Consider the following 23,311-nt stretch of genomic DNA (forward strand, 5'->3'; position numbering starts at 1 on the left):
TCAGGGAATGTGAGAAACGCGTATGGAATATCCGCGCATCCGCCGTTAGGCTTTGCATGACAATTTTTGGAAGGAGTTGCGTGCATGCTGAGCCGGCGCCGTTTCCTCCTCACCAGTGCGCTCGCCACGGGGGCGGGTGCTGTTCCGATGCCGAAGGCCGCCCCCTTCCATTCGAAGGACTGGGGCGCCGTGCGGAAGCAGTTCGACCTCGACCCGGATTACATCCACCTGGGTCTCTTCTTCCTCGCCTCGCATCCGCGCCCCGTGCGCGAGGCCATCGCCACCTACCGCCAGCAGCTCGAGGCCAACCCGCTCCAGACCGTGGAGCGGCTGGTGTTCGGCGGGCCCGAGGAGTACGTCCCCACCCAGGTGTGCAAGGCCATTGCCTCGTACATCGGCGGGAGCGCGGATGACATCGCGCTGACGCAGAACACCACCACCGGCCTCGCCGTCATCTACCAGGGCCTGCCCCTGAAGCCCGGAGATGAGATTCTCACCACCACCCATGACCACTTCGTGCACCACGAGGCCATCCGCCTCGCGGCCGAGCGCAGTGGCGCGACATGGCGCAAGGTCCCGCTCTTCGACGCGTACGACCGTATTTCCGCCGACGGCATGGTCGAGCGTCTGTGCAAGGCCATCCGCCCGGAGACCCGCGTGGTGGGCGTGACGTGGGTGCACTCGAGCAGCGGGCTCAAGCTGCCGCTCCGGCGCATCGCCGAGGCCCTCGCGGTGGTGAACCGTGAGCGCTCCCCGGAGCGCCGCGTCTTCTTCGTCGTCGATGGGGTCCATGGTCTGGGCGTGGAGTCGCCGGACATCGTGGCCATGGGGATGGATGCGTTCTCGGCGGGGACGCACAAGTGGATCTTCGGCCCGCGCGGCACCGGCTTCGTCTGGGCCCGCCCCGAGGTGTGGTCCGTCATGCGGCCCCTCATGCCCAGCACCTCGTCCGCCGAGCTGTTCTTCGCCTGGGCCGGTGAAAAGCCCCCCGATATGCCCGCTCGCGCCACCTGGTTCTCCCCCGGCGGATTCCAGGCGTTCGAGCACTACTGGGCCGTTCCCACCGCCTTCGAGTTCCATCGGGCCATCGGCCCCGCTCGCATCACCGAGCGCATCCATGCGTTGAATGCGCAGATGCGCGAGGGCCTGGCGAAGATGCCTCACGTCACCCTGTACACGCCTCGCTCGAAGGAGCTCTCCTCCGGCATGGTCTGCTTCGACGTGAAGGGAATGACGTCGCAGCAGGTGGTGCAGCGGCTCGCGGAACGGAACAGGATTCTCGCCTCCACCACGCCCTACGCCGTGCCCTTCGCGCGCGTGTCCTTCGGCATCCAGAACACCGTGGACGAGGTGGAGAAGACGCTCGCCGCCATCCGCTCCATGGCGTGAGTGGCCGGGCGGGCGTTATTGATGCGAGAACACCGGATTGGCCACGAGGTGCGGCGTCATGGGCTCAACCCGGGGTCCGTGGCACCCTCACCCCGTCCCTCTCCCGGAGGGCGAGGGGAATGGGGCGAAGTGGGAGGATTGGGGGCGCTTGGCTTCAGCTCCAGTCCGAGTGGACGAAGCCCGCTTCGGGCTTGTCCCGGCGCTGGTAGGTGTGTGCTCCGAAGGCGTCGCGCTGCGCCTGCGTCAGGTTCTGCGGCAGCTCCGCGCTCCGGTAGCTGTCGAAGTACGCCAGGCTCGCGCTGAACACCGGCGCCGGGATTCCCAGCCGCGCCGCTACCCCCACCGTGCGCCTCCACGCCGGCGCCATCTTCCCCAACACCGGCGCCAGGCTGTCCGCCAGCATCAGGTTCGACAGGTCCGGCTTCTTCTCGAAGGCCTCGCGCAACGGCGTGAGCAGCTTCGCGCGGATGATGCACCCCGCCCGCCAGATGCGCGCCATCTCCGCCAACGACACGTTCCACTTGTACTCGTTCGACGCCGCCTGGATGAGCCGCATCCCCTGCGCGTACGTCACCACCCTCGCCGCGTACAGCGCGTCATGCACCCACGCCGCCAGGTTCGTCTTCTCCTCCGCCGACAGGCCCTCGCCCCGCGGGCCCGGCAGCACGCGGCTCGCCGCCACGCGCTCGTCCTTCATCGAGGACAGGTTGCGCGCGTCCAGCGCCCCCGCGATCGACGGCACCGGCACCCCCAGGTCCAGCGACACCTGCACCGTCCACTTCCCCGTGCCCTTCTGGCCCGCCTTGTCCAACACCAGGTCCACCAGCGGCTTGCCCGTCTCCCCATCCTTCTTGCGCAGCACCTTGACCGTCGTCTCCAACAGGAAGGACTCGGCGATGCCCTCGTTCCACTTCGCGAAGAGGTCCGCCAGCTGCTCCGCCGGGAGTCCCAGCCCCCGGCGTAGGAGGTCGTACGTCTCCGCCAGCAGCTGCATGTCCGCGTACTCGATGCCGTTGTGCACCATCTTCACGAAGTGCCCCGCTCCATCCGGGCCCACGTGCGTGACGCACATCCCCGCCTCGCTCTTCGCCGCGATCGCCTCCAGCACCGGGCGCACCAGCGCGTACGCCTCGGCCGGGCCTCCCGGCATGATCGACGGGCCGTACCTCGCTCCCTCCTCTCCGCCCGACACCCCCACCCCCATGAAGTGCAGCCCCTTCGCCTTCCACGCCTCCTCGCGCTTGCGCGTGTCGTGGAACCAGGAGTTGCCACAGTCCAACACCACGTCCCCCGGCTGCAGCAGCGGCTCCAGCTTCTCCATCATCGAGTCCACCGCCGCCCCCGCCGTCACCATCAGCATGATGCGGCGCGGCCTCTCCAGCCCCGCCACGAAGTCCTCCAGCCTCGCGTGGCCCTTCAGGCTCTCGGGCGCTCCCTTCGTGCGCAACTCGTCGAAGCGCTCGGGATGCCGGTCCCACACCGCCACCCGGTACCCGTGGTCCGCCACGTTGAGCGCCAGGCTCTGCCCCATCACTCCCATCCCCGCCACTCCGAACTGCGCGTGTGCTGTGGTCATTGCGTTGACTCCTGTGCCCGCCGTGCGCTCACGGCGTCCAACCCTGGATTCTCGAACTGTTACTCCTGGCCCGCCGCTCCCCGGTCCATCATCCACTGCGCGTGCTCCACCTTCGCCGCCGGCAGGTCCTCGCCCGCCAGCACCCGGCGCACCATGTCCTGCTTGCCCGCCCCACTCACCAGCCCCAACACCTTCCTCGCCGAGCGCAGCACCGGCAGCGTCAGCGTCATCCTCCACGGCGGCGGCTTGGGGCCCACCACCGCCAGCACCCGCTGCTCCGTCTCCTTCAACGCCTCGTGCCCCGGGAAGAGCGACGCCGTGTGCCCGTCCTCCCCCATCCCCAGCACCACCACGTCCAGCACCGGCGGCAACCGCTGTGCGTAGTCGCGCGCCGCCTGCTCCCGGTCCGCCCGCTCTCCCTGCATCCGGAAGATTTGATGCGGCGGCACCCCCAGCGGCTTGAAGAGCGCCTCCTCCGCCAGCAGGTAGTTGCTCTCCGGGTGGTCCGGCGGCACGAAGCGCTCGTCCACGAAGTAGAAGTCCACCCGCTCCCACGGCACGTCCCGCTTCGCCAGCTCCCGGTACACCGGCCCCGGCGTGCTCCCGCCCGACAGCGCGAGGCTCGCCCGCTGCCCTCCCGCCACCGCCTCCACCAGCTGCCGCGCCACCCAGTCCGCCCCCGCCCTCCCCAGCTCCTCCTTCTCCACCACGATGGGCGCCGGCCTCATCCCTTCAGCTCCATCCACCGCCGCCCGTCCCGCCCCAGCAGCGCCGACGCCGCGTCCGGCCCCGCGCTCCCCGGCTCGTACGTGTGCAGCTCCCCGCCCTTGCCCGAGTCCAACGACTCGATGATGGGCGTCACCCACCCCCACGCCTGCTCCACGCTGTCCTGCCGCGCGAAGAGCGTCGTGTTGCCCCGCATGCAGTCCAACATCAGCCGCTCGTACGCCTCCGGCACCGGCTTGTGGAAGCTGTTGGAGTAGTCGAAGTCCATGGTGACTCCGGCGATGTTGATGTCCTCGCCCGGCACCTTCGACTCGAAGCTCAACGCAATCCCCTCGCGCGGCTGGATGCGCAGCGTGAGCACGTTGGGCTGCAACCGCTGGCACGTGTCGCTCGTGTTGAAGAGGCAGTGCGGCACGGACTTGTAGTGGATGGACACCTCCGTCACCCGCTTGCTCAGGCTCTTGCCCGCGCGCACGTAGAAGGGCACCCCCTGCCAACGCCACGTGTCCACGTATGTCTTCAGCGCCACGTACGTGGGCGTCCTCGAGTCCTTGGCCACCCCCTGCTCCTCCCGGTAGCCCCGGTACTGCCCCTGCACCACGTACTTCTGCACCTCGCTGCCCACCATGGGCCGCAGCGCGCGGAACACCTTGTTCTTCTCGTCCCGGATGTCCTCCGCCGCGAACGACACCGGCGGCTCCATCGCGCACAGCGCCAGCACCTGCAACAGGTGGTTCTGCACCATGTCCCGGATGACGCCCGTCTCGTCGTAGAAGCGCCCCCGCCCCTCCACCCCAATCTTCTCCGCCGCCGTTATCTCCACGTGGTCGATGTGCTGCCGGTTCCACAGCGGCTCGAAGATGGCGTTGGCGAAGCGGAAGACGAGGATGTTCTGCACCGTCTCCTTGCCCAGGTAATGGTCGATGCGGAAGATCTGCTTCTCGTCCAGCACCGCCGCCAGCGCCCGGTTGAGCTCCTTCGCCGTGGCCAGGTCCCTGCCGAAGGGCTTCTCGATGACGAGCCGCCTCCAGGGCCGCTTCACCTCGGCGTTCTCCCGGTACAACAGCCCGGAGCCGGACAGGCCCTCCAGCAGCGCGGGGAACGTGGAGGCCGGCGTGGCCAGGTAGTAGAGCTGGTTGCCCTGCGTCCCGAAGCGCTCGGCGATGCGGTCCAGGTGCTCGCGCAGGCGCTGGTAGGAGGCCGGGTCGTCATAGGCCCCCGTCATCATCTCCAGCTTCGAGGCGAGCCGCTCCCACGTGGCCTCGTCCAGCGGCTGCGTGCGGGCGAACTTCTTCAGCCCCTCCTTCACCTGCGCGCGGAACTGCTCCAGGTTGTGCTCCGAGCGGCTGAAGGCCACCACCGCGAACTGGTCGGGCAGGTTCCCCTGCCGCGCCAGCTCGAAGAGCGCCGGGAAGAGCTTGCGCTGCGCCAGGTCTCCCGTGGCTCCGAAGAGCACCATGAGGCAGGGGTCCGGCCTGCCCGCTCGCAGCAGTGGATCTCCCTCGCGGGGATGGGTCTCGATGTGTACGCCCTGCTCGTCCATGTCGCCCTCCGGAACGCGGATGCGGGGGAACATATGCGCTCGGCTCCTCGCGGGTGCATCAATCCTTCGTCACATGCCCCCTCCCAGCCGGCCGGGCCCGCCGTCCGGTGCCGGATGGGGGAGGGGCAACCGTTGGCCGGATGACGTGCCCGGCTCCCTTGTGCGGAGGGGGGACTGGGAGGGCGCGGGGGCTGGCACGGTACATTTCCAGACCCTTCCCCCCGGAGGCCTCGGGACCTCCGCTCCGAGAGTGTCGCCATGTATGAGTCCTCCCTTGCCCGGCAGGTGCTCGAGACCGTGCTCCAACAGGCCGTGTTCCACCGGGCCTCGCGCATCCGCGTGGTGCGTGGCTGGGTGGCGGAGACGGAGTCCCTGTCCCCCGAGCGGCTGTCCTCCCAGTTCGCCACCCACGCCCGGGGCACCCGCGCCGAGGGGGCCCGGCTCCTGCTGAACCTCATCCACGTGGAGGCGCGCTGCCGCACGTGCGGCCGCACCTACGCCCCCGAGCACCACCAGCTGCGCTGCCCCGTGTGTGGCAGCGGCGACGGCGAGCAGCTCGGACAGACGGGCCTGGCCGTCACCGCCATCGAGGTGGACTGAGCTTCCCACCGGGCTTCCCCTCCGGCTTCTCTAAAGACGTCCTGTGAAACAGGCCCTACCCGGTGCGTCCGGGGCCGCCACCCACCGGTCGGGTAACCTCACCGGCAGAGGTGGATAATGGATGCACGATGAGATGGCGGAGTGGGCGGTGGGCGGGCGCGTGGCCGGCTTCACCCTCGAGGGGAAGATCGCCACCGGCAGCTTCGGCACCGTCTTCAAGGCCTCCCGGGATGGGCGCCGCTTCGCCGTGAAGCTGGTGCGCATGGGCCCCCGGGGCGAGCGCGAGGTGGATGCGCTGCGCCGGGCCCAGTTCCCCAATGTCGTCAGCTTCCTGGGCTACAGCCTCTGGCCGGAGGACGCGCCGCGCTTCCTCGTGCTGGCCCTGGAGCTGGTGGAGGGCCGCCCACTGGACGTGTGGGTCCGCGAGGAGAACCCGTCCGCGCTCGAGCTGCTGGAGCGGGTGCTGCTGCCGCTGGCGGGCACCCTGGCGGACGTGCACGCCGCGGGCGTGGTGCACCGGGACGTGAAGGAAGCCAACATCGTCATGCGCGAGGCGGATGGGCAGCCGGTGCTGGTGGACTTCGGCGCCGCCGCGTACGAGGGCGCCCGGCGCCTGACGATGCAGCTGCCGCCCGGCACCCCGGAGTACCGCAGCCCCGAGGCGCTGCGCTTCGCGAAGCAGTGGGAGGGCGAGCCCTATCCCTTCGGCCCGGCGGATGACCTGTGGGCGCTGGGGGTGATGCTCTACTGGCTCCTCACGCGCGAGCTGCCCTTCGGCGACAGGAAGAACCCGGGCCTGGTGCGCGTCATCCTCGAGGAGACGCCCCCGGCCCCGCGGGTGCTCAACCCGCGCGTGCCCCCGGCGCTGGGCGCGCTGTGTCTGCGCATGCTGGAGAAGGCGCCCGAGGCCCGCTACCCGGACGCCGTGGCGCTCGAGGAAGCGCTGGAGGAAGCGCTGGAGGCCGCGGCGGCCCAGGCCGATGACTCCTGGCGCGCGCCGCTGTTTCCCGCGCTGGAGAAGCGCTCCGAGCCCACCCGTCCGGTGGAACGGCGGTGGCGATGGGCCGTGGGGCTCGGGCTCGGCGCCGCCGTGCTGGGGGGCGTCCTGTGGGCGGCCTCCGGGAGTCCCAAGGCCACCCAGCGTCCCGCGTCCACCCTGCCTCTCCCGTCTCAGCAGGCTGTCCCACGCCAGGAAGTCGCGTCCGCTCACTCGACGGGAGACGTTGGCCAGGGCGCGGCTTCCGAGGCGTCACCCACTCCCACGTCCGTCGCCCGTGCGACGAAACGAAGCGAGGAACCCGCCATGAAGAAATCCCAGACGACCCGCTCCCTGCTCGCCGCCGGCTGCCTCGCTGGCTCCGGCTGTGCGAGCGGCCCGCCGCAGCGCCCGCCTCCCGCACCGGCCGAGTGCCCGCCCGGCGCCGCCGCCACCCGCGAGCGGTTCCAGATTCCCGCGGGAGAGGAGCAGCCCACCATCTTCCCCGCCTTCTGGAGCACCCGGATCGCCGTCATCCGCGAGGGCGAGGTCACCGTCGAGATGCTGGGCACCTGGGGAAAGCTGCCGGAGCACACCCGCTTCCGGGGCCAGGCCATCTTCGGGAAGGGGCGGGTCTATGGCCGCTTCAGCGAGGCCCTCCTGCCGGGAGGGGAGATCGTGCCCGTCTGCCTGGAGTGGGTGTCCACCTCGGGCGTTGGCTGGGAGATGGAACCGGGGAGTACGGCGAAGGAAGCGCGCATCTGGTGGGATCCGCGCGTCATGTCCGTGTTCAGCTTCCGCTAGTCCCCGCGCTGGAGGCCGTCTTCCGTGCTCCCATCCCCGCCCTGGTCCCTCCTGACACTGCTGTCCCTTCAAGGCGCCGCCGTCGTGGAGCCACGCCCGGTGGCCCGCTGCGAGGACGTCCAGCGCATCGAGCTGGCACTCGAGCCCACCGCCGCGGCCCGGGAGATCTGTGTCAGTCCGGGGCTCACGACGAGCCTGCACTTCGACGCTCCCGCCAGCGTGGAGCTGCAGGACGAGGTGCACTTCGAGGAGGTGGTGCGTGACCGCAAGCTGCTCACGGTGATGCCCCCCCCGGAGATGAGCGCGGGGGAGCGGTTGCGGCTCACGGTCCGCTTCGAGGGAGAACCGGCCTCGAGTGGCATCACGTTGATGCTGGTGGGCCATTCGGGACAGGCGACGCATCAGGTGGAGGTGTCGCGCGACGCGCGCACCCGGGAGTCGCTCCGGCGGGAATTGCTCCAGGAGCGTGCCAGGACGGCGCAACTGCGCGAAGCACTGGCGCGAACCCAGGCCCTGCTCGAGCAGTCAGGGGGACTGCGGAGCCTCATCGCGAGCAAGACGGTGGGGCGCAGCGGAGTCCAGGCCCAGATGCTCAAACTGGACTTGCCCGGGCCGCCGGAAGGGGGACTCTCCTGGGGGAGTGGGAACAGCTACCGTTCCAACAAGAGCGTGGCGGCGGAGGTGTGGCTGCTCAACTCCGGGCCGGAGCCGTGGCGGGTGGCCGGAGGCTCGCTGGTGGACGCGCGGGGCGTGGAGATGAAGGGGTTGAAGTTCCGGCAGGACGAAGACATCGAACCCGGCCAGCTCAAGCCCGTCATCGTGGAGGTGGATGCGTCCTACGCGCAGGCTCGCGGTGAGTTGACGCTGACGCTGTGGGACGAGCGGGGCCGCACCATTACGTTGCCCAAGGTCACCTTCCCGTAGACGGGGTTCCGGGACGGGCATGGTTCCCCAATGGCTATTGAATCCTCCACATCCCCGCGCTTCTTCGTTTTGAAGCATGAAAGAGGGGGGAGTCACGACGTCGACTTCACCAGCAGCGACAACAATGTAGGCGAAGCATCGAGATGCCCGCAGTGTGGAGACTTCATCGGCTCGCTGCCGTGGTTGCCACCCTACCGCGGTACATTGGAACTTTACGGAAAGGACCCTGGCGATTTCGTCAGGGGCGTCGGTGATGAAGTCCTCATCAGCGAGCGTCTGGTTGACGCCTTTCGTGCGGAGGGGCTCACTGGCTTGCGAGGTTGCCATCCAGTGGAAGTGCTGCGAGTACGCAGGCAGCGCCGTGGCCCCAAGACACCCACGACACCCAGGTACTTCGTGGTCACTCCCGTCTTTGGCAGTGCGGCAGTAGACGAACACCGCAGCCGTATCCGGCGCTCCTCGCCCATCACTTGTCACTGGTGCCGTGAGACTGGAGTGGACTCCATCCACGGGGTGGTTCTCGAGCAGGGCAGCTGGAATGGCGATGACATTTTTACCGCCCGCGGTCTGTCCGGCACCATCGTCGTCTCCGAGCGCTTCGCGGACTTCGTGGCCCGGCATGGCTTCACCAACATGAAGCTGACGCCCACGGAGCAGTACACGTGGGATCCCCTGCGGCGCGGCCCGCCGTCCCCGGTGACCGGCGGACAGGCTTGAGACGCTCCACTGGGCACCGCGGCAACGGAGGGTACGCACCGCGTCCGGCTCACCAGGTGCCGACGCCCAGGTGCAGCCCGCCGCGGGCCTCTATTTCCTCCAGCAGCGCGGAGCCGCCGAGCGCCAGGCCATAGGCGGGCATGGACTCGGTGACGAGCCGGCCGTCGTCGCGGGCGAGGTACGTCACCGGGGCGGCGAGGCGGGAGAAGCCAGAGGCGCGCAGCAGCTTCTCCGCGGCGCGGTTGAGGAGGAATGCGAGGGCGAGCTCCACGCCGCGCTCGGCGAGCAGTGCCAGCACGCGCTGGGTGAGGAGCGTGCCCAGTCCCCGCCGCTGGTGCTCGGGCGCCACGGCGATGCCCAGGCCCGCCACCTTCACCATGCGGCCGCCCAGCATCACCTCGCGGAAGGTGACGGTGCGGAAGCCCGCGAGCGCTCCGCCCCGCCGCACCGTCACCACCAGGTCCGGCCGCGTGTCGTAGTAGTAGCGGCCCCGCACCGAGTCCTCTCCCGGGAAGCAGCGGGCCACCAGCGCGCACAGCTCCGCCTCCAGCCCGGGCGGCAGCTCCCGGGTGTCGTGCACCTCGAGCGACGCGTCCCCGCTCGCGGCGGGCCGGGCCCTCCCGCGCGCCTTCACCGTCTCGTTGTAGAGCACCACCTTGTGCAGCTCCACGGTGCCGCCGAAGACGGAGAGGCACAGCAAGTCGCGCAGCATCCCCTCGGCGCCCTCGCCCCGGCGCAGGCCCTTGCCCCCGAGAATGCGGATGAGGCCCTGGGCCGCGTCCACCGCCGTCTCCACGCCGTGCAGCTTGATGATGGAGAGGGTGCCGAACACGTCCTCGCCCCGCGCGAGCGCGCCGAGCGTCGAGTCCAGCAGCGCCTCCAGCGTCTCCTCGGCCACGCGCATGCGCACCAGCCGCTCTTGAATGTACTGGTGGCGCCCCAGGGGCTCGCCGAAGGTGCGGCGCGACTGCGCGTGGGCCATTCCCCGCTCCAGGCAGCGGCGCACCGCCGCGAGGTACAGCACGCCGGTGAGCAGCCGCTCCTCGGTGAAGGTGGCGCGGAACAGGCGCACGCCGTCCCCCAGCTCGCCGAGCCGTGCGTCCTCGGGCAGCACCACCCGGCGGGCGATGAGGTTGCCGGTGGCGGAGGTGGCCAGGCCCGTGAGGTCCGTCACCGGGCGCAGGTGCACGCCCGGCCACGCCGTCTCCACCAGGAAGAGGTTCACCGCGTGGGCCGGAGGCACGCCGCCCAGCCGCGCGGAGACGATGGCCAGGTCCGCCGGCCCCACGTTGGTGATGCTGCACTTGCGCGCGTCCAGCTGCGGGCCCTCGGGCGTGGGCACCACGCGCGCGCGCAGGGCGAGGATGTCCGTGCCCGCGCGCGGCTCGGTGTTGGCCACCGCGCCCACCCACTCGCCGGACAGCAGCCGGGGCAGGTGCCGTGCGTGCTGGGCCTCCGTGCCGGCCCGGGCCAGCAGCCGCACGCAGACGAGGTGCGTGAGCAGCGAGGTGGCAAGCCCGAGGTCTCCCGAGCCCGCCGCGAAGCCCGCGAGCGCATGCACCGCGCCTGGCAGCCCCTCGCCCCCCATGGAGGGTTCCAGGGCCCCGCGGAACATGCCCGCCTCGCCGAGCCACCGGAACGCCGCGCGATCGAAACCCGGGGCCGCCGCCGCGCCCTTGCGCCGCTGACGGCCCTGCTTCGTGCGCTCGGTGCGGTAGTGCTCACCCAGGGTTCGGAACCGCTCGTGAAGCGCGCTCCTCATACCGGCCTCCTGTCGAGGCCGATTCTACACCCGGGCGGTGCCCTGGCCGGAGGCCCCAGGGCGTCAGGCCTTCGCCAGCGCCTGCTCCAGGCGAGCGGCCTCCTGCCGCACCTCGTCCGTCTCGGGCAGGGGCAGGGCCAGCACCTTCTTCACCTGCTCGCGCGCCTTGGCCTGCTGTCCCGCCCGCGCGAAGGCCAGGGCGAGGTTGAGCTGGGGCTCGGGCTGCTGGGGGGCTCGCCGGACGGCCTCCTCCAGCACGGTGAGGGCGCGGGTGAGGTGTTGCGGCTCGTCCTCCTCGGACATGCGCAGCAGCAGCTGGCCGAGGTTGTTGGCGGCGCGCCAGCCGTCCGGCGCCAGGCCCATGCCCGCCTCGTAGGCCGCCACCGCCTTGTCGTACGCGGGCGGCTCCTCCGCCTCGTAGCAGGTGGCCTCCGCCATCTTCAGGGCCTCGGTGGCCAGGCCCAGCGAGTCCATGGTGCGGCACAGGTGCAGCACCTGCGGGTACTGGCCGCGCGCCAGCATGAGCTGCGCCAGGTTGGCCTGCGCGTCCGGGTCCCTGGGCCGGCTCGCCGCCAGCGCCGAGGCCGCCTTGTACGAGGCGTTCACGTCGCGCAGCGCCATGCTCAGCACGGTGAGGGAGCCGAGCAGGCGCGGGTGGCGGGGAATCTCCTTGAGGCCCTGCTCCAGCACGCGCCTGGCCCCCGGCAGATCATCCCGCGACGCGAGCGCGTGCGACAGGCCGAGGTACGCGGGCAGGAAGCGGGGGTGCTGCGAGAGCACCTGCCGCAGCGTGGCGAGCCCCTCCGCGTCCTTGCCCGCCTCCAGCTGCACCTGCCCCAGCCGGTAGCGGTAGACGGAGTTGTCCGGAGCGAGCTGCGCGGCCTTGGCGAGCGACTCCAGCGCCTGCTCCGCCTTGTCCTGCTTGATGAGCATCATCCCGCGGCCGAAGTGGGCCTCGGCGCGCTTGGGCTCCTTGGCCATCACCTGCTGGTAGGCCTTGAGGGCCACGTCCAGCTGGCCCTTCTGGGCGGCGACCGTCGCGCGCAGCAGCAGGGTGTCCCCGGTGGGGCCCTGGGCCTCGGCCTTGGCGATGAGCTCCTCGCCCTGGGGCAGATTGCCCTGCAACAGGGCCAGCTTGGCCAGGACGACGAGGGCGTCCCGGTTCGCCGGCTGGCGGGCGAGCACCTTCTTCGCCTCCGCATGGGCCTGGGCCAGCTGCCCCGCCGCGAGGAGCTTCTCGAGAGGATTCATGGTGGGTGAGTGTCCCCCAGGGCCCGGGGGCTGTCGAGCGTGGGCTGGAAACGCGAAGGGCCCCGCCGAAGCGAGGCCCCTGGGAACAGCGGTCAGCGCGAGGAACTACCAGGAGGTGACGAAGTCCTTCACGCCCTCGGCGGCGTCCTTGATGCCACCGCCGATGTCCTTCACGGTGTCCACGGCCTTGCCCACGTCCAGCTCCACGCCGAACTCCACGCTGCCGCCGATGCCCAGCGCGGCGCCCACGTCGAAGTTGGCCGACAGCTTGCCGTCCTGCAGGCCCACGTTGGCCTCGAACTCGGCGCCGATACCGGCGAAGGCCTCCGCGCCCACCGTGGCGGAGGCGGGACCGACCTGCTGCGTCACCTCGGCGCTGGCGCGGGCCCCGGCGAACGCCTCGCCGCCCACGTTGGCCGCCACGTCACCGTGGAGCGGATCCACCACCACCTGGCCCTGCACGCTGGCCTCGGCGCCCACGTTGCCCTGCGCCTGCCACGTGGTCTTCCCCACGGGGCTGTCCACGTGGCCCTCGACGGAGCCGCGCACCAGGTCCGCCTTGGCCTCGGCGCCGCCGGACGCAATCACCTTGCCGTTGGCGGGGTCGAACGCCACCGAGCCGTTGGCGCTGGCGCCGGCCGTGAGGGCCTGGCCCTCCACCGTGTTGTGGAAGGAGCCGTTCACGTCACCCGAGGTGTGCGAGCCCTGGAAGGCCGCCCACTCCTTGCCCACGTTGCCGGAGACCAGCTCCTGCTCGTAGCCGCTCGTCTCCAGCGTCTTCTGGATGGACGTCTGGCCGGGGCTGTGGGTCTGCGTGGTGCTGGTGGTGCGGCGCTGGCCGTCGATCAGCCCCTGCTCGTGCGGGTTGAGCGTCTCGCCACGCTTCTGCCTGGCGACGGCGGCGTCGAGCTCCGCCTGGCGCTGCGGGTTGTTGTCCGCGCGGAAGTCCCGCTGCACCTCGCGGTACGCCTGATTGCGCTCCGCACCGGGCTCGGCGCGGGTCTGCGACACGGGGCGGTAGCGGTTGAACTCAGCGGAACGCGAGATCGAGGTCATGGCGGGGGCTCCGGGGGATTCTGGCGAGTGCGGCGTTGAAGGGGTTATCGGCGGGGCCTAAAAGAAGTTTCCTGGAGACTTATTTTCCGTGGATCTTCCCGGGGCTATTCCGGGTCCTCCCCAGGGATTCCGGGCACATAGCGCCCCGGGGCCAGGATTCCGGCGGGATCAACGGCCCGCTTCAGCCGCCGCAGGAGCGCGAGCGAGTCATCCCCCGTGGGCAGGGAGTCCTCCGCGGACTGGAGGCCCAGCCGGGTGGGGTAGTAGCCGGCGGTGGTCAGTTCGCGTGCCAGCGCCCGGTAGCAGGCCAGGGCGCGCTCGTCCTCGCCGCGCTTGTCGCGATCAAAGGCGAGGGCCACCACGAGGTACAGGCAGCGGGCGGAGTGGGCGAGCAGTGCCAGGTTGGGCTCGAAGCCGAACATGCGCGGGAGGCGGTCCGCGATGGCCACGGCGCGCCAGGCCTCCTCGCCGGTGAAGGGCAGGGCCACCGAGCACCAGATGAAGCCGCAGCGGTCCCGGTCCGGGTGGGGCTCGTCCGGCCTGGGCGTGCGCTTGCGCCAGTAAGTCATGGACAGGTTGATGTCCGTGGGGACGCCCTGGAAGGGGCTTTCTCCGTCCACGGGGGGAGGCGAGAGGCGCAGCGGACGCGGCAGTCCCTCGAGCGCGGCGGCCAGCCTCCGCTCCAGCACCGCGCCCATGTCCACGTCCGGAGCGTGGAGGGCCCCGCTGATGGCCCAGCGGCCGAAGCCCTCGCGGAACTGGTCCAGGAGGAAGGCGGGCAGGGGCGTGCGCCCACGGGTGGCGGCATACGGGTACTGCTGCGCGATGCTGAGCGCCTTGATGTCGTTCCAGAAGAAGAAGCTGCTGCGCAGCGTGCCGTCCAGCGCGAGCTCCTGGAGCCTGTCCAGCCGCTCGAAGAGCTGCGCGTCCTCGTCCACGGAGATGAAGAACTCGCGCAGGTAGGGCTGTTTGCGCGCGAGCCAGAACGTCATGCGCGTCACCACGCCCAGCGAGGACTGGCTGAAGAGCCCGTCCAGCGAGGGGCCCACGCCCCAGCGGAACACGGGGGCGGCCCGGGCGCCCGGGAAGCGCGCCAGCCCCGTCTCCACCCGCTCGCCCGTGGGAAGCACCACCTCCAGGGCACACACGTGTTGGAAGATGTCCGCGTGTGGCCCGCGCCCGTCCCCGCGCTCGAGCGCGTTGCCCACCATGCTCGCGTCCGGAGAGCCGCCAATGGAGGTGATGAAGGTCCGCGAGCCCTGGGCCCGCAGCCACGCATGGGCCTGGCGGAAGGTGACGCCGGGCTCCACGGTGAGGTACGCGAGCTTCTCGTCGTGGGCGAGGATGCGGTTCATCCGGCCCAGCTCCATCAACACGCTGCCGTCCCGGGGCGGCACGCGCGAGCCGTAGCCCCAGTTGCGTCCGGTGCTCACCGGGTAGACGGGGACGCGGTGCTCCTGGGCGATGCGCAGACAGGCCTGGACCTCGGCGGTGCTCGCCGGGCGGAGGATGGCGGGGATGCGCTGGGTGGTGGCGAAGGTGGCCGTCTCCGCGGCCGCGAGCGCCTCCGGCTCGGTGACGACGTGCTCTTCGCCCAGCGCGGAGCGCCATGCGGCCAGGGCGGACTCCCGCGCGCTCATGGGCGCCTCCCGGACGGAGAGGGGAACGAGGGCGGGGGGCCTGGCTTCCGGTGATGGGCTCTCACGTGCCCCAGTATGCCAGACGCTGCGAGAGGGGCCGCATGGGCTACGAGTGCGTCGCGGTGTCTCCGCGTCATTGATACAAGGGCAGGGGATGAACAGACTCCTCCCGCTCCGTTCCCTGCTGTCGCTGTTGCTCTCCGCGCTCCTGCTGGCCGCGTGCGCCACGGCTTCACCCGCGGTGCGTGAGCGGGAGCGCGCGGAGCAGGGCGCCACGGTTTCCCCACCAGGCCCCCAACTCCTCGCTCCGTGACCGCCGAGGATGGAGACACGAACGCATGAAGTTCTATCGACTCGAGCGAGACCCTTCGCCGCGCTACACGGGTTATCTGAACGCCGCGCACAGGTTGGGGTTACCCGGTCTGGAGCCCTGCCCGACATGCAGATGCGGAGGGGCGGGGGCGGGCCTCGAATACCCGTGCGTGGACCTGTCCAGCCTGCCACCGCACGAGTTGAAGAAGCTGTCCGATCCCTGGCCCGTTCCACTCGAGGAGATCAAGCGGCTGCGGGAGGTGGTGCGCCCGTTGGTCCCCAAGGACGCGATGCTGGAGCCAGGAACACTGTTCGGGCCCCTGGAAGGCACCGGGGTGGGCTACTTCGGCCAGCTGGACCTGTATATGCCCTGGGCGCTGTGTCTGCGCCGTGAGGCGTTGGAGCGCTTGCGGGAAGCGGGCGTGCGGGGTTTGCAGGGGTGCCCCACTCGCATCCGCTTCCGCACCAAACATGCCCCCACGTTGCTCGAGATGCAGATGGAACTGCATGGCCAGCTCCACCCCGACTGCCTGCCGCCAGACCTCCGGCCCCCATGCCCCACCTGCGGGAATGACTTCCTCACCTGTCCGGACCCCATCATCCTCGACGCCGCCTCGCTTCCCCCGGAGCCCGACCTCTTCCGTTTGAGGCAGGGGGCGACGCTCATCGTCGCCAATGAGCGCTTCGTGGAGACGGTGCGGCGCCTGGAACTGGATGGGGTGATCTTCCAGGAGCTGGAGGTCCGCTGACGCGTGCGGCTCAGTTCACGGTGAACTCGCGCGACGTGCCGCTGTAGGCGCGGATGAGCCCGTCCCAGCCGGACTTCCAGTCGCCGTCATGGCGGATGCGGTAGGTGCCCGGCACCGTGTCCGCCGGAATCGTCCACTCGGTGGTGACGTGCGAGCAGCCGAAGGTGGGAGCGCAGTCGTAGCGCTGCCAGCGGTACTTCGTCTCCCAGTCCCAGTCGTTGGCCACCGTCACCCACGAGGTGCCCGACTTGCGCTGCACCTGCAGGAAGCTGCCCTGGCGGCGGAGGTTGTTCTTCGGGTGGCCACCCCAGAACTTCACGCTCACCGTCTGGCCCCGCGTGTAGCTGGCGAGCGCGTTCGTCACCACGCTGCCGAAGCTCACCAGCAGCGGCTTGTCGTCGTACACCACGCCCGTCTGCACCGTGGACTGGTTGTTGCGCAGGTCTCTCGGCGTGGGGCCCGTGGCTACCGTGGCGCCCGTGCGCAGGGCCACCGCCAGCTTGTCCACCTCCTGCTGCACCGCCGCGAGCGTCCACGGGCCGAAGTGCGTGGAGGCGCCCTCGTAGTCCTGCTTCGCGTACTCCTCGCGCGTGGCCAGGTAGCCCGCGTAGGCGTTGGACAGGCCGGCGATGAGCACCTGGTCCACCCCCACGGAGGACAGCTGCGCGAGCACCTGCTGCCGCACCCGCCGCCCCGCCATGGTGGTGGGCTCGAAGGGCAGCCCCACCAGCGCCACGTTGCCCAGCCGCACCACCTGCAACGGCAGCACCTCGGGCGTCCACGGGTAGGGCGTCAGGGTGCCCATCTCCAGGACGATGGGCTTCTCCCCCTGGCACGGCGTGGCGGAGAGGGCGCAGTTGAAGACGCTCCACGCGTCGTCGAGGCTCTCGCAGGTGGAGCCCTCGTAGCCGTAGCCCGGGCCGTCCTCGGCGCCCGCCAGCATGGAGTCGCCAATGGCCGCCTCGCAGGTGGTGCGCCACACGCCATCCGTGTACGCGGGCGCCACCTGCACCGAGTCCATCGCCACGTACGCGTGCCGGAAGTCCACCCCGCCCGTCAGCGGCGCCGAGGCCGTGTCATAGAGCGTCTTCGCCAGGTTGTACTGCTTGCGCGCGGAGAGCTCCGTGCTCTCGAAGTCGTTGGCGCCGCCGCCGTTGGTGCCACCGTAGATGTTGGGCGTCACGTCGCCCTCGTTGCTCTGCGCGAAGGCCGCCACGAAGGTGCGCTGCGCGGTGTAGCTCGTCCCCTTGAGCTTCTCGAAGAGGTAGGAGGCGTAGCCCTTGTTGTCGCCGCTGATGAGCAGGTTGTCGTTGCCCATGGACGTGGCGTGCACGGCGAACCAGTTGATGAGGCCCACCTCGCTCCCGTCATCCCCTCGCAGCCGCAGCAGCGTCATGCGCTTGTCCGTGTCGTAGCTGTACTGCGCACGCTCGGTGGCCGGGTTGCGCAGGTAGGCCTCGGGGGAGCGGTTGATGCTCGCGTCGAGCAGGTCTCCGGAGGCGACGCGGATGGTGCCGGGCGCCAGGTTGTCGTGGGCGCGGACGATGGACTGGAAGATGCCGTCCACGATGGCGTCGAAGCCCTGCTTGTCGTAGCCGAGGATGGTGAGGTTGTAGAGCGCGTAGTGCGAGTGCCCACCGGGCCCCGAGTGCGTGTGCGTGGCGCTCAGCAGCACGTTGTCGTCCGTGTAGAGGGTGCCGTACCGGGCGCGCAGCTTCTCCACCACCTGCTGCCGCACACCCTGGAAGACCTGGCCCAGGTCCGCGCTCACGAACACCGCGCGCTTGCCGTTGCAGGGCGAGGCGATGACGAAGGCGCGCGAGCGCAGGCGCTGGTGGATGCCCGCCGTCTTCTGGTCCACCATGGCGTAGCCCATCATGCCGATCTCCGCCGCCGGGCCGGTGATGTCATGGATGCCCGCGCCAATCTGGAAGCTCTGGTTGGCCGAGCACGGGTCGGCGAGCGCGGCGCTCCGCGTGGAGAGGGAGTCCTCGTCCGGTGACTGCGTGTCGCAGGCACCCAGGGCGAGCGCGAGCACCACGGCTGCCAGCAGGCGGGGGGATGTGAAGAGACGTCGTTGCATGGGGGGCTCCTGTGTTGGGATTCGGAGATTGTCGGCGGGAGTCTGCCCCGGTTGCCGCCCTCTTCGATTGGTGCGGTGCGTCGAAGGGGAGGGTTTTGTCCGCGACAATGAAGCCGCCTCCGGCCCGCGAGCGCTGGCCGCTCATCGGCCACATCTCCGCGGACTTCTACGGCGAGGGCTCCAGCGGCGGTGACTTCCGCCTCTCCGGCAACCTGCTCGTGACGCCGGTGCGCTCCGTCACGTTCGGCGCGGAGCTGCTCTTCGGGCGGCGGGAGAACGAGGACTGCGCCGGGGACACCGCCGTGCGGCTCATCTTCTCCACCCGCGTCTTCTACTGAGCCGTTACCGGGCCATCAGCGTCCGGTGCACGCGGCCCACGGCGGTGATGAGCTGCTCCACCTCGTCCCAGGTGTTGGCCACGGTGGGCGTGGCACGCAGCACGCCCTTGTCTCGCGGCACCAGCGGGTAGCCCTGCAGCGTCACGTTGATGCCCTCCTCGAAGAGCAGCTGCCCGCCGCGCTCCACGTTCTCCGCGCTCCCCACGTAGGCGCTGACGATGGGGAACGCCGTGTCGTTGTCCGTGGGAATGCCCCGCTCGCGGTAGGTGTCGAGGATGGCGCGCGTGTACTCGTGGAGGGTGCGGCGCCACGTGTCGCCCTCGCGGGCGTTGAGCTCCAGCCCGGCCAGCGCCGTGGCCAGCGAGGCCGTGGGCACAGGCCCCGACACACCAGGTAGCTCGTCACGTTGCACTTGAGGAAGGGCTTGAGCTTCCTCGGGCAGCCGATGAAGGCCGCCAGCGACGAGTAGGCCTTGGACAGCCCCGACACGTAGAGGACGTTGTCGTAGGTGAGCCCCAGGTGGCGGATGACGCCGTTGCCCTTGCGGCCGTACGGGTGCTCGGGCGAGGGGCTCTCTCCCAGCACACCGAAGCCGTGCGCGTCGTCCACGTAGACGATGGCGTCGTGCGCGCGGGCGATCTCCAGGATGCGCCCCAGCTCCGGCAACCGCCCCGTGGTGGACAGCACCCCGTCCACCACCACCAGCCGCACCGTGGCGCCCGCGTGCGCCGCCAGCCCCGCCTCCAGCGTCGAGAGGTCCTCATGGCGGAAGCTGGTGAGCGTGGCCCCCATGTCCCGCGCCAGCCGGCAGCCGTCATGGTTGACCTTGTGCACCACCTTGTCCGCGAAGATGGCCGCCCCCTTGCCCGTGAGCGCCGGGATGAGGCCAATGCCAATGAGGCTGATGGTGGGCAGCACCAGCGCGTCCTCCGTGCCCAGCAGCGCGGCGAGCTCCGCCTCCAGCCGCTCGTACAGCTCGGGGCTGCAGCACATGCGCGCCCAGGAGGGGTGCGTGCCCCACTCGCGCACCGCCGGGCCGATGGCCTCCATCACCTCGGGCCTCAGGTCCAGCCCCAGGTAGTTGCACGAGGCGAAGTCCGTCAGCCACTTCCCCCGCACCCGCACCTTCCGGCCCCGGATGGCCGTGGCCACGTTGTCGTACAGGCCACTGCGCTGCAGCAGCTCGTACACCTCGCGGTTCTTCCGGCTCAGCACCCGGTCGATGGCCTGGTCGAAGACGTCGCTCATGAAATCCTCCGGGCCCGTTATGACATCAGCCCTGACGCCGCGCCCGGCCCAGGGCTCCGTCGATGATGAGGCCGAGAAAGGCCGCGTAGGTCAGGCCCGCCTCCTTCGCGGCCAGCACGCAGGGGGCGCTCGGGGCCAGGTACGAGTTGGGGGTGATGTCAATGAGCAGGGGGACTCCGCCCGCCTCCAGCCGGAACTCCACCCGGCCCCAGTCCCGGCCTCCCGCGAGCCCGAAGGCCCTCACGCACAGCTCCTCCACCGTCTCGCGGCGGCGCCACGGTGAGGCCGGTTGCCGCCGGGGCACCGGCCTGCTCCACCGCGCGTCCCGCTCGAGCAGCGGTGTGTCTCCGGACAGGCCCGGCGCCGTGAACCACTTCGTGTCGAAGGTGCGCATCCGCAGGTAGCCCTCGGGCAGGTCCCCGAAGGTCTGCTCCATCACCGGCAGCGCCCGGAGCGGGTCTCCCGCCACCGACACGTAGAACTCGCGGCCCTCCACGTACTCCTCCACCAGCACCGGGCCGCCGAAACGGCCGAGCAGGTGCCGCGCCCGCGCCCGGACCTCGGCGTCGTTCCACGCCACGCTCGCCGCCTCCAGGCCGATGGAGGCGTGCTCCCCGCAGGGCTTGAGGACGACGGGAGGCTCCAGCGTCAGCGTGAAGCCCTCCGTCTCCGCCGCGTCGTGGATGCACTGGAAGCGCGGCGTGGGCACGCCCTCGCTCGCCAGCAGCGCCTTGAGGGCATGCTTGCTCTTCGTGAGGGCCAGACCCTTCGCGTCCGCGCCCGTATACGGAATGGCCAGCGCGTCGAGCACGGTGGGCACCAGCAGTGCCGGTGCGCCCTCGCCGCCGAGCGTGTCACACAGGTTGAAGACGAGCGGCGGACGCTCTCGGGCCAGGGCGTGCAGGGACTCGAGTGCGTTCGCGTCCAGCGCCAGCGGAGTGGCCGGGCGGCCCGCCTGGGTGAGCGCCCTGGCGAGCGGGAAGGCATCGGAGTTCTGCTTCAGCCGCTCGAGGTCCGGCGCGTACGGGTGGAGCGGATTGTGGCGCGTGAGGACGGTGGCGGCCTCCACGTCGTAGGCCACGCGCAGCGGAGGGCTCGGGGGAGACATGGCGCGCTCCCCCTACTGCTTGAGCGCGGCCCGGGTGCCGCCGTCCGTGCCGGTGCCGCCGTCGGTGTCGCGGATGACGTGGAGCATCTCACCGCGCTTGATGCCGCCGCCCTTGCCGAACCTGCGGAACCGCTCCGTCTCCAGCCGCTCCTTGGCGAGCTGCTGGCGGCGCTGGCCCGCGATGTCCTTGGGCACCGGGCCCATCGCCAGGGCCTCGTCCGCCGCCCGCTCCTCGAGTGTCCTCTCGATGCCCGCGTCCCGCAGCGCCGCGTCCTCCTGCAACTGCTGCATGCGCTGCGCGTAGAGTTGACGGCGCTGCTCCGCGTAGTCCTCGGAGGCGCTTCCCGCGTCCTCGGGCTCGACGGACGCGTCCGCCCGGGCCTGCCAGCCCTCGGGGGCGGGGATGGGCCGCGGGAAGAGGCTCGCGCGCTCCTCGGGCGACAGCCCCCGGACGCTGGAGCCCTTGCTCGTGTCCTCTCCCTTCAGCCGCTGGATGAGCGTCGGGCCGTCCTCGTCCGGCGCTTCGCCCGGGGCGGAAGCGTCCTGGGTGCAGCCCATGGCACCCATGAGCGCGACGAGCGGAAGGGGAGAGCGGACCATGCGCCGAGCGTACGTCAGGCCATGCGCCACCGGCCAGCCCACCCGTGGGTGCTCACGCGGGCGGCTGCTCCTCGGGGGGAAGCTGGAGGGGCTCGATGCGGGAGAAGGCGTCGAGGATGGCCTGGATGATGGCGCTCCTCCCGGTGAAGAAGGCGCTGATGTGTCCCCCCGTCAGGTAGCGCAGCTCCGCCCCGCGCCAGTGCTGCAGCAGGCGCAGGGTGGAGGCGGAGGGGACGAAGCCATCCCGGCGCGCGGCCAGGAGGATGGCGCGGCGCGGGTGGGCCAGGGGCGGCAGCGCGGTGGTGGCCGCCGCCGAGAGCAGCTCGGCCAGCCGCTGGCGCGCCGCCTCGGGGCCACCGGTGGTGCGGCCCAGCGCCTCCCAGTCGGGGACGGCGGACAGCACGCCCTCGGTGAAGACGGGCGCCGACGAGTGCGCCGCCGCCAGGGGAATGACGGCCGCGGGCAGGGGGAACATGGCGGCGGCATAGGCGGCGATGCTGCCCCCCATGCTGTAGCCGGAGATGCCCACCTTGGGGTGGCCCGTGGCCAGCAGCCATCCGAGCACCGCCGTCGCCTCCACCGCCGTGGCGCGGAACATGAGCAGCAGGTCCACCACCGTGCGCACCGCCGGGCCCTTCTGTCCGGGCGGGCGGCGCGAACCGTAGTAGGGATTCTCCAGCAGCAGCGCGCCCACGCCCTCGCGGGCCAGCTCCTTCGCGATGAAGCGGCGCAGGCCGAAGCCCTCGTCCCCGGAAGCGGCCAGGAAGACGCACACCGGCGGACGGGGGCCCGCGTCATGGGGCAGCAGCAGCTGGAAGCGCGCCTCCCGGCAGGCCTCGGGCAGCGAGCCCACGGCGGCGGGGCTGGGGAAGCGGCCCTCCTGCACGAGCAGGTGCCCCTCGCGCCGGGCCGGGCGCACCGTCACCTCGGACAGCTCGGGGAAGGCGAAGCCCTGGGGGCCCCGGGTGAGCTTCTCCAACAGCGCGTTGGAGCCCCAGCCGTCCTCGAAGAAGCGGGGCTGGCGCGCCACGGTGAATCTCGCGGCGAGCGCGTCCAACCAGTGCATGCGATTCATTCTCTTGGGACTCCCGGGGAATGCCGCCCGGCATCCTCGCCGCGTCCGGGCGGCATTCCAACCGGAAGTACCGGGTTACCGCTGCTCGAGGGCGGTGGCGGGCACCGGCTCGGGCGCGTCCGCCACGGACTCCAGCGTGTCGGCCGGGGGCACCGGCTTCTGGTCGCGCAGGAACTCGGGCAGTTGCTTGGGGTCGTACGTGGGGCCCTGGGGGGCGTCCGCGGACATCGCCGAGACACCGGAGGGCGCGGCCACCGCGGCGGGCAGCGTCTTCGTCAGCGTGAGGCTGTCGCGCACGGTGCCGCTCGAGGTGATGAACTTCGTGGTCAGCGTGCCGCCGTCCACCACCACATCCAGGTAGCCCACGTGGGTGTTGTCGCGGAAGGCCGTCCAGTCCGGCTGGGCGCCGGGGAAGGGGCGCAGGGTCGCGTCGCCGCTGCCCACCACCAGGTAGGGGATGCCACGCGTGCCCGCGGGCGCCACCGCGTCGCCCTTCATCGGTTTGGTGCGCTCGTAGTTGTGGTCATGGCCGGTGAGGACCAGGTCCACCCCGTACTGCTCGAAGAGGGGGGAGAAGTCGCGGCGCATGGCCGTGCTCGACGGGTGCTCGCCGCTGGACCAGGGCGGGTGGTGCAAGAAGACCACCTTCCAGGGGCGGCTCGTGGCGGCCAGGTCCTGGGCCAGCCACGTCTTCTGCAGGGCCGTCGTGCAGTCGCTGAGGGTGAAGCCGGCCCTCCGGGGCCCCGTTCCGGGTCCCCAAACCCCGTTTTTCGCGTGAGCGATGTACGTTCTGTGGGGTCTTCTCCCACGTTCTGATATTTTGGACGGGCCCGG

Annotated in this window: 23 protein-coding genes; 9 read left to right on the plus strand and 14 right to left on the minus strand. The window is 70.8% G+C overall.

Annotated features, from left to right (window positions below):
- Window positions 1-84: 84 nt before the first annotated feature.
- The gene (locus VFZ09_RS18100) at window positions 85-1,389 is read left to right on the plus strand and encodes an aminotransferase class V-fold PLP-dependent enzyme (protein ID WP_329728842.1); all 1,305 of its coding nucleotides are present in this window, start codon (window positions 85-87) and stop codon (window positions 1,387-1,389) included.
- 154 nt (window positions 1,390-1,543) lie between these two features.
- Here VFZ09_RS18100 and gndA read toward each other — a convergent pair whose 3' ends face one another.
- The 3 genes from gndA to zwf are packed head-to-tail and all read right to left on the minus strand — an operon-like array spanning window position 1,544 to window position 5,234.
- Window positions 1,544-2,965 carry an NADP-dependent phosphogluconate dehydrogenase gene (gndA, locus tag VFZ09_RS18105; protein WP_329728843.1) on the minus strand — a complete coding sequence of 474 codons (1,422 nt, stop codon included), beginning with the start codon at window positions 2,963-2,965 and terminating at the stop codon, window positions 1,544-1,546.
- A gap of 59 nt (window positions 2,966-3,024) precedes the next feature.
- Complete coding sequence (gene pgl / locus VFZ09_RS18110; protein WP_329728844.1) at window positions 3,025-3,693, minus strand: 6-phosphogluconolactonase; 669 nt, start codon at window positions 3,691-3,693, stop codon at window positions 3,025-3,027.
- Window positions 3,690-5,234: a glucose-6-phosphate dehydrogenase gene (gene zwf / locus VFZ09_RS18115; RefSeq protein ID WP_329728920.1), complete on the minus strand. Its 1,545-nt coding sequence runs from the start codon at window positions 5,232-5,234 to the stop codon at window positions 3,690-3,692. Before zwf ends, pgl begins: the two co-directional genes overlap by 4 nt.
- 258 nt (window positions 5,235-5,492) lie before the next feature.
- Here zwf and VFZ09_RS18120 point away from each other — a divergent pair, with 258 nt between their 5' ends.
- From VFZ09_RS18120 to VFZ09_RS18135, 4 genes are all read left to right on the plus strand, one after another.
- Complete coding sequence (locus VFZ09_RS18120; RefSeq protein WP_329728845.1) at window positions 5,493-5,834, plus strand: hydrogenase maturation nickel metallochaperone HypA; 342 nt, start codon at window positions 5,493-5,495, stop codon at window positions 5,832-5,834.
- Between the two features lie 121 nt (window positions 5,835-5,955).
- Window positions 5,956-7,614, plus strand: coding sequence for a serine/threonine-protein kinase (locus tag VFZ09_RS18125; RefSeq protein ID WP_329728846.1), 1,659 nt, complete (start codon window positions 5,956-5,958; stop codon window positions 7,612-7,614).
- 24 nt (window positions 7,615-7,638) lie between these two features.
- The gene (locus VFZ09_RS18130; RefSeq protein WP_329728847.1) at window positions 7,639-8,538 is read left to right on the plus strand and encodes a DUF2381 family protein; all 900 of its coding nucleotides are present in this window, start codon (window positions 7,639-7,641) and stop codon (window positions 8,536-8,538) included.
- A 495-nt stretch (window positions 8,539-9,033) separates the two neighbouring features.
- Window positions 9,034-9,255 carry a hypothetical protein gene (locus tag VFZ09_RS18135; RefSeq protein WP_329728848.1) on the plus strand — a complete coding sequence of 74 codons (222 nt, stop codon included), beginning with the start codon at window positions 9,034-9,036 and terminating at the stop codon, window positions 9,253-9,255.
- A gap of 49 nt (window positions 9,256-9,304) precedes the next feature.
- Here VFZ09_RS18135 and VFZ09_RS18140 read toward each other — a convergent pair whose 3' ends face one another.
- The 4 genes from VFZ09_RS18140 to VFZ09_RS18155 form a co-directional block, all read right to left on the minus strand.
- A complete protein-coding gene (locus tag VFZ09_RS18140) occupies window positions 9,305-11,017 on the minus strand; it encodes a GNAT family N-acetyltransferase (protein WP_329728849.1) in 1,713 nt (570 codons plus the stop codon).
- Window positions 11,018-11,080: 63 nt separating this feature from the next.
- Window positions 11,081-12,268 carry a tetratricopeptide repeat protein gene (locus VFZ09_RS18145; RefSeq protein WP_329728850.1) on the minus strand — a complete coding sequence of 396 codons (1,188 nt, stop codon included), beginning with the start codon at window positions 12,266-12,268 and terminating at the stop codon, window positions 11,081-11,083.
- 105 nt (window positions 12,269-12,373) lie between these two features.
- The gene (locus VFZ09_RS18150; RefSeq protein ID WP_329728851.1) at window positions 12,374-13,324 is read right to left on the minus strand and encodes a hypothetical protein; all 951 of its coding nucleotides are present in this window, start codon (window positions 13,322-13,324) and stop codon (window positions 12,374-12,376) included.
- A 104-nt stretch (window positions 13,325-13,428) separates the two neighbouring features.
- Window positions 13,429-14,964: an FAD-binding oxidoreductase gene (locus tag VFZ09_RS18155; RefSeq protein ID WP_329728852.1), complete on the minus strand. Its 1,536-nt coding sequence runs from the start codon at window positions 14,962-14,964 to the stop codon at window positions 13,429-13,431.
- Between the two features lie 154 nt (window positions 14,965-15,118).
- Here VFZ09_RS18155 and VFZ09_RS18160 point away from each other — a divergent pair, with 154 nt between their 5' ends.
- Both VFZ09_RS18160 and VFZ09_RS18165 read left to right on the plus strand, forming a co-directional pair.
- Entirely contained in the window at window positions 15,119-15,277 is a 159-nt protein-coding gene (locus VFZ09_RS18160; protein WP_329728853.1) for a hypothetical protein, read from the plus strand.
- 25 nt (window positions 15,278-15,302) lie between these two features.
- Window positions 15,303-16,025, plus strand: coding sequence for a double-CXXCG motif protein (locus tag VFZ09_RS18165; RefSeq protein ID WP_329728854.1), 723 nt, complete (start codon window positions 15,303-15,305; stop codon window positions 16,023-16,025).
- Window positions 16,026-16,035: 10 nt separating this feature from the next.
- Here the strand turns inward: VFZ09_RS18165 and VFZ09_RS18170 are convergent, their stop codons facing one another.
- Entirely contained in the window at window positions 16,036-18,108 is a 2,073-nt protein-coding gene (locus VFZ09_RS18170; RefSeq protein ID WP_329728855.1) for a neutral/alkaline ceramidase, read from the minus strand.
- 95 nt (window positions 18,109-18,203) lie between these two features.
- Here VFZ09_RS18170 and VFZ09_RS18175 point away from each other — a divergent pair, with 95 nt between their 5' ends.
- Window positions 18,204-18,446, plus strand: coding sequence for a hypothetical protein (locus VFZ09_RS18175; RefSeq protein WP_329728856.1), 243 nt, complete (start codon window positions 18,204-18,206; stop codon window positions 18,444-18,446).
- Window positions 18,447-18,450: 4 nt separating this feature from the next.
- Here the strand turns inward: VFZ09_RS18175 and VFZ09_RS18180 are convergent, their stop codons facing one another.
- From VFZ09_RS18180 to VFZ09_RS18205, 6 genes are all read right to left on the minus strand, one after another.
- Window positions 18,451-18,633 carry a hypothetical protein gene (locus VFZ09_RS18180; RefSeq protein WP_329728857.1) on the minus strand — a complete coding sequence of 61 codons (183 nt, stop codon included), beginning with the start codon at window positions 18,631-18,633 and terminating at the stop codon, window positions 18,451-18,453.
- A complete protein-coding gene (locus VFZ09_RS18185) occupies window positions 18,588-19,694 on the minus strand; it encodes a pyridoxal phosphate-dependent aminotransferase family protein (protein ID WP_329728858.1) in 1,107 nt (368 codons plus the stop codon). The genes VFZ09_RS18180 and VFZ09_RS18185 overlap by 46 nt, the downstream gene beginning before the upstream one ends.
- A 25-nt stretch (window positions 19,695-19,719) precedes the next feature.
- A complete protein-coding gene (locus VFZ09_RS18190; protein ID WP_329728859.1) occupies window positions 19,720-20,802 on the minus strand; it encodes a hypothetical protein in 1,083 nt (360 codons plus the stop codon).
- A 12-nt stretch (window positions 20,803-20,814) separates the two neighbouring features.
- On the minus strand, window positions 20,815-21,402 hold the full coding sequence (locus tag VFZ09_RS18195; protein WP_329728860.1) for a hypothetical protein: 588 nt from the start codon (window positions 21,400-21,402) through the stop codon (window positions 20,815-20,817).
- A 52-nt stretch (window positions 21,403-21,454) separates the two neighbouring features.
- Window positions 21,455-22,477 (minus strand): alpha/beta hydrolase family protein, encoded by a 1,023-nt coding sequence (locus VFZ09_RS18200; protein WP_329728861.1) that lies wholly within the window; start codon window positions 22,475-22,477, stop codon window positions 21,455-21,457.
- 75 nt (window positions 22,478-22,552) lie between these two features.
- Window positions 22,553-23,122, minus strand: a complete 570-nt coding sequence (locus VFZ09_RS18205; RefSeq protein ID WP_414640715.1) for a metallophosphoesterase — start codon at window positions 23,120-23,122, stop codon at window positions 22,553-22,555.
- On the opposite strand from VFZ09_RS18205, the gene VFZ09_RS51650 reads away from it, so the two are divergent.
- Window positions 23,064-23,255 carry a hypothetical protein gene (locus tag VFZ09_RS51650; RefSeq protein WP_414640716.1) on the plus strand — a complete coding sequence of 64 codons (192 nt, stop codon included), beginning with the start codon at window positions 23,064-23,066 and terminating at the stop codon, window positions 23,253-23,255. The genes VFZ09_RS18205 and VFZ09_RS51650 overlap by 59 nt on opposite strands.
- The last annotated feature ends 56 nt before the right edge of the window (window positions 23,256-23,311 follow it).

The sequence above is a fragment of the Archangium sp. genome (assembly GCF_036277355.1).
GTDB lineage: Bacteria > Myxococcota > Myxococcia > Myxococcales > Myxococcaceae > Archangium.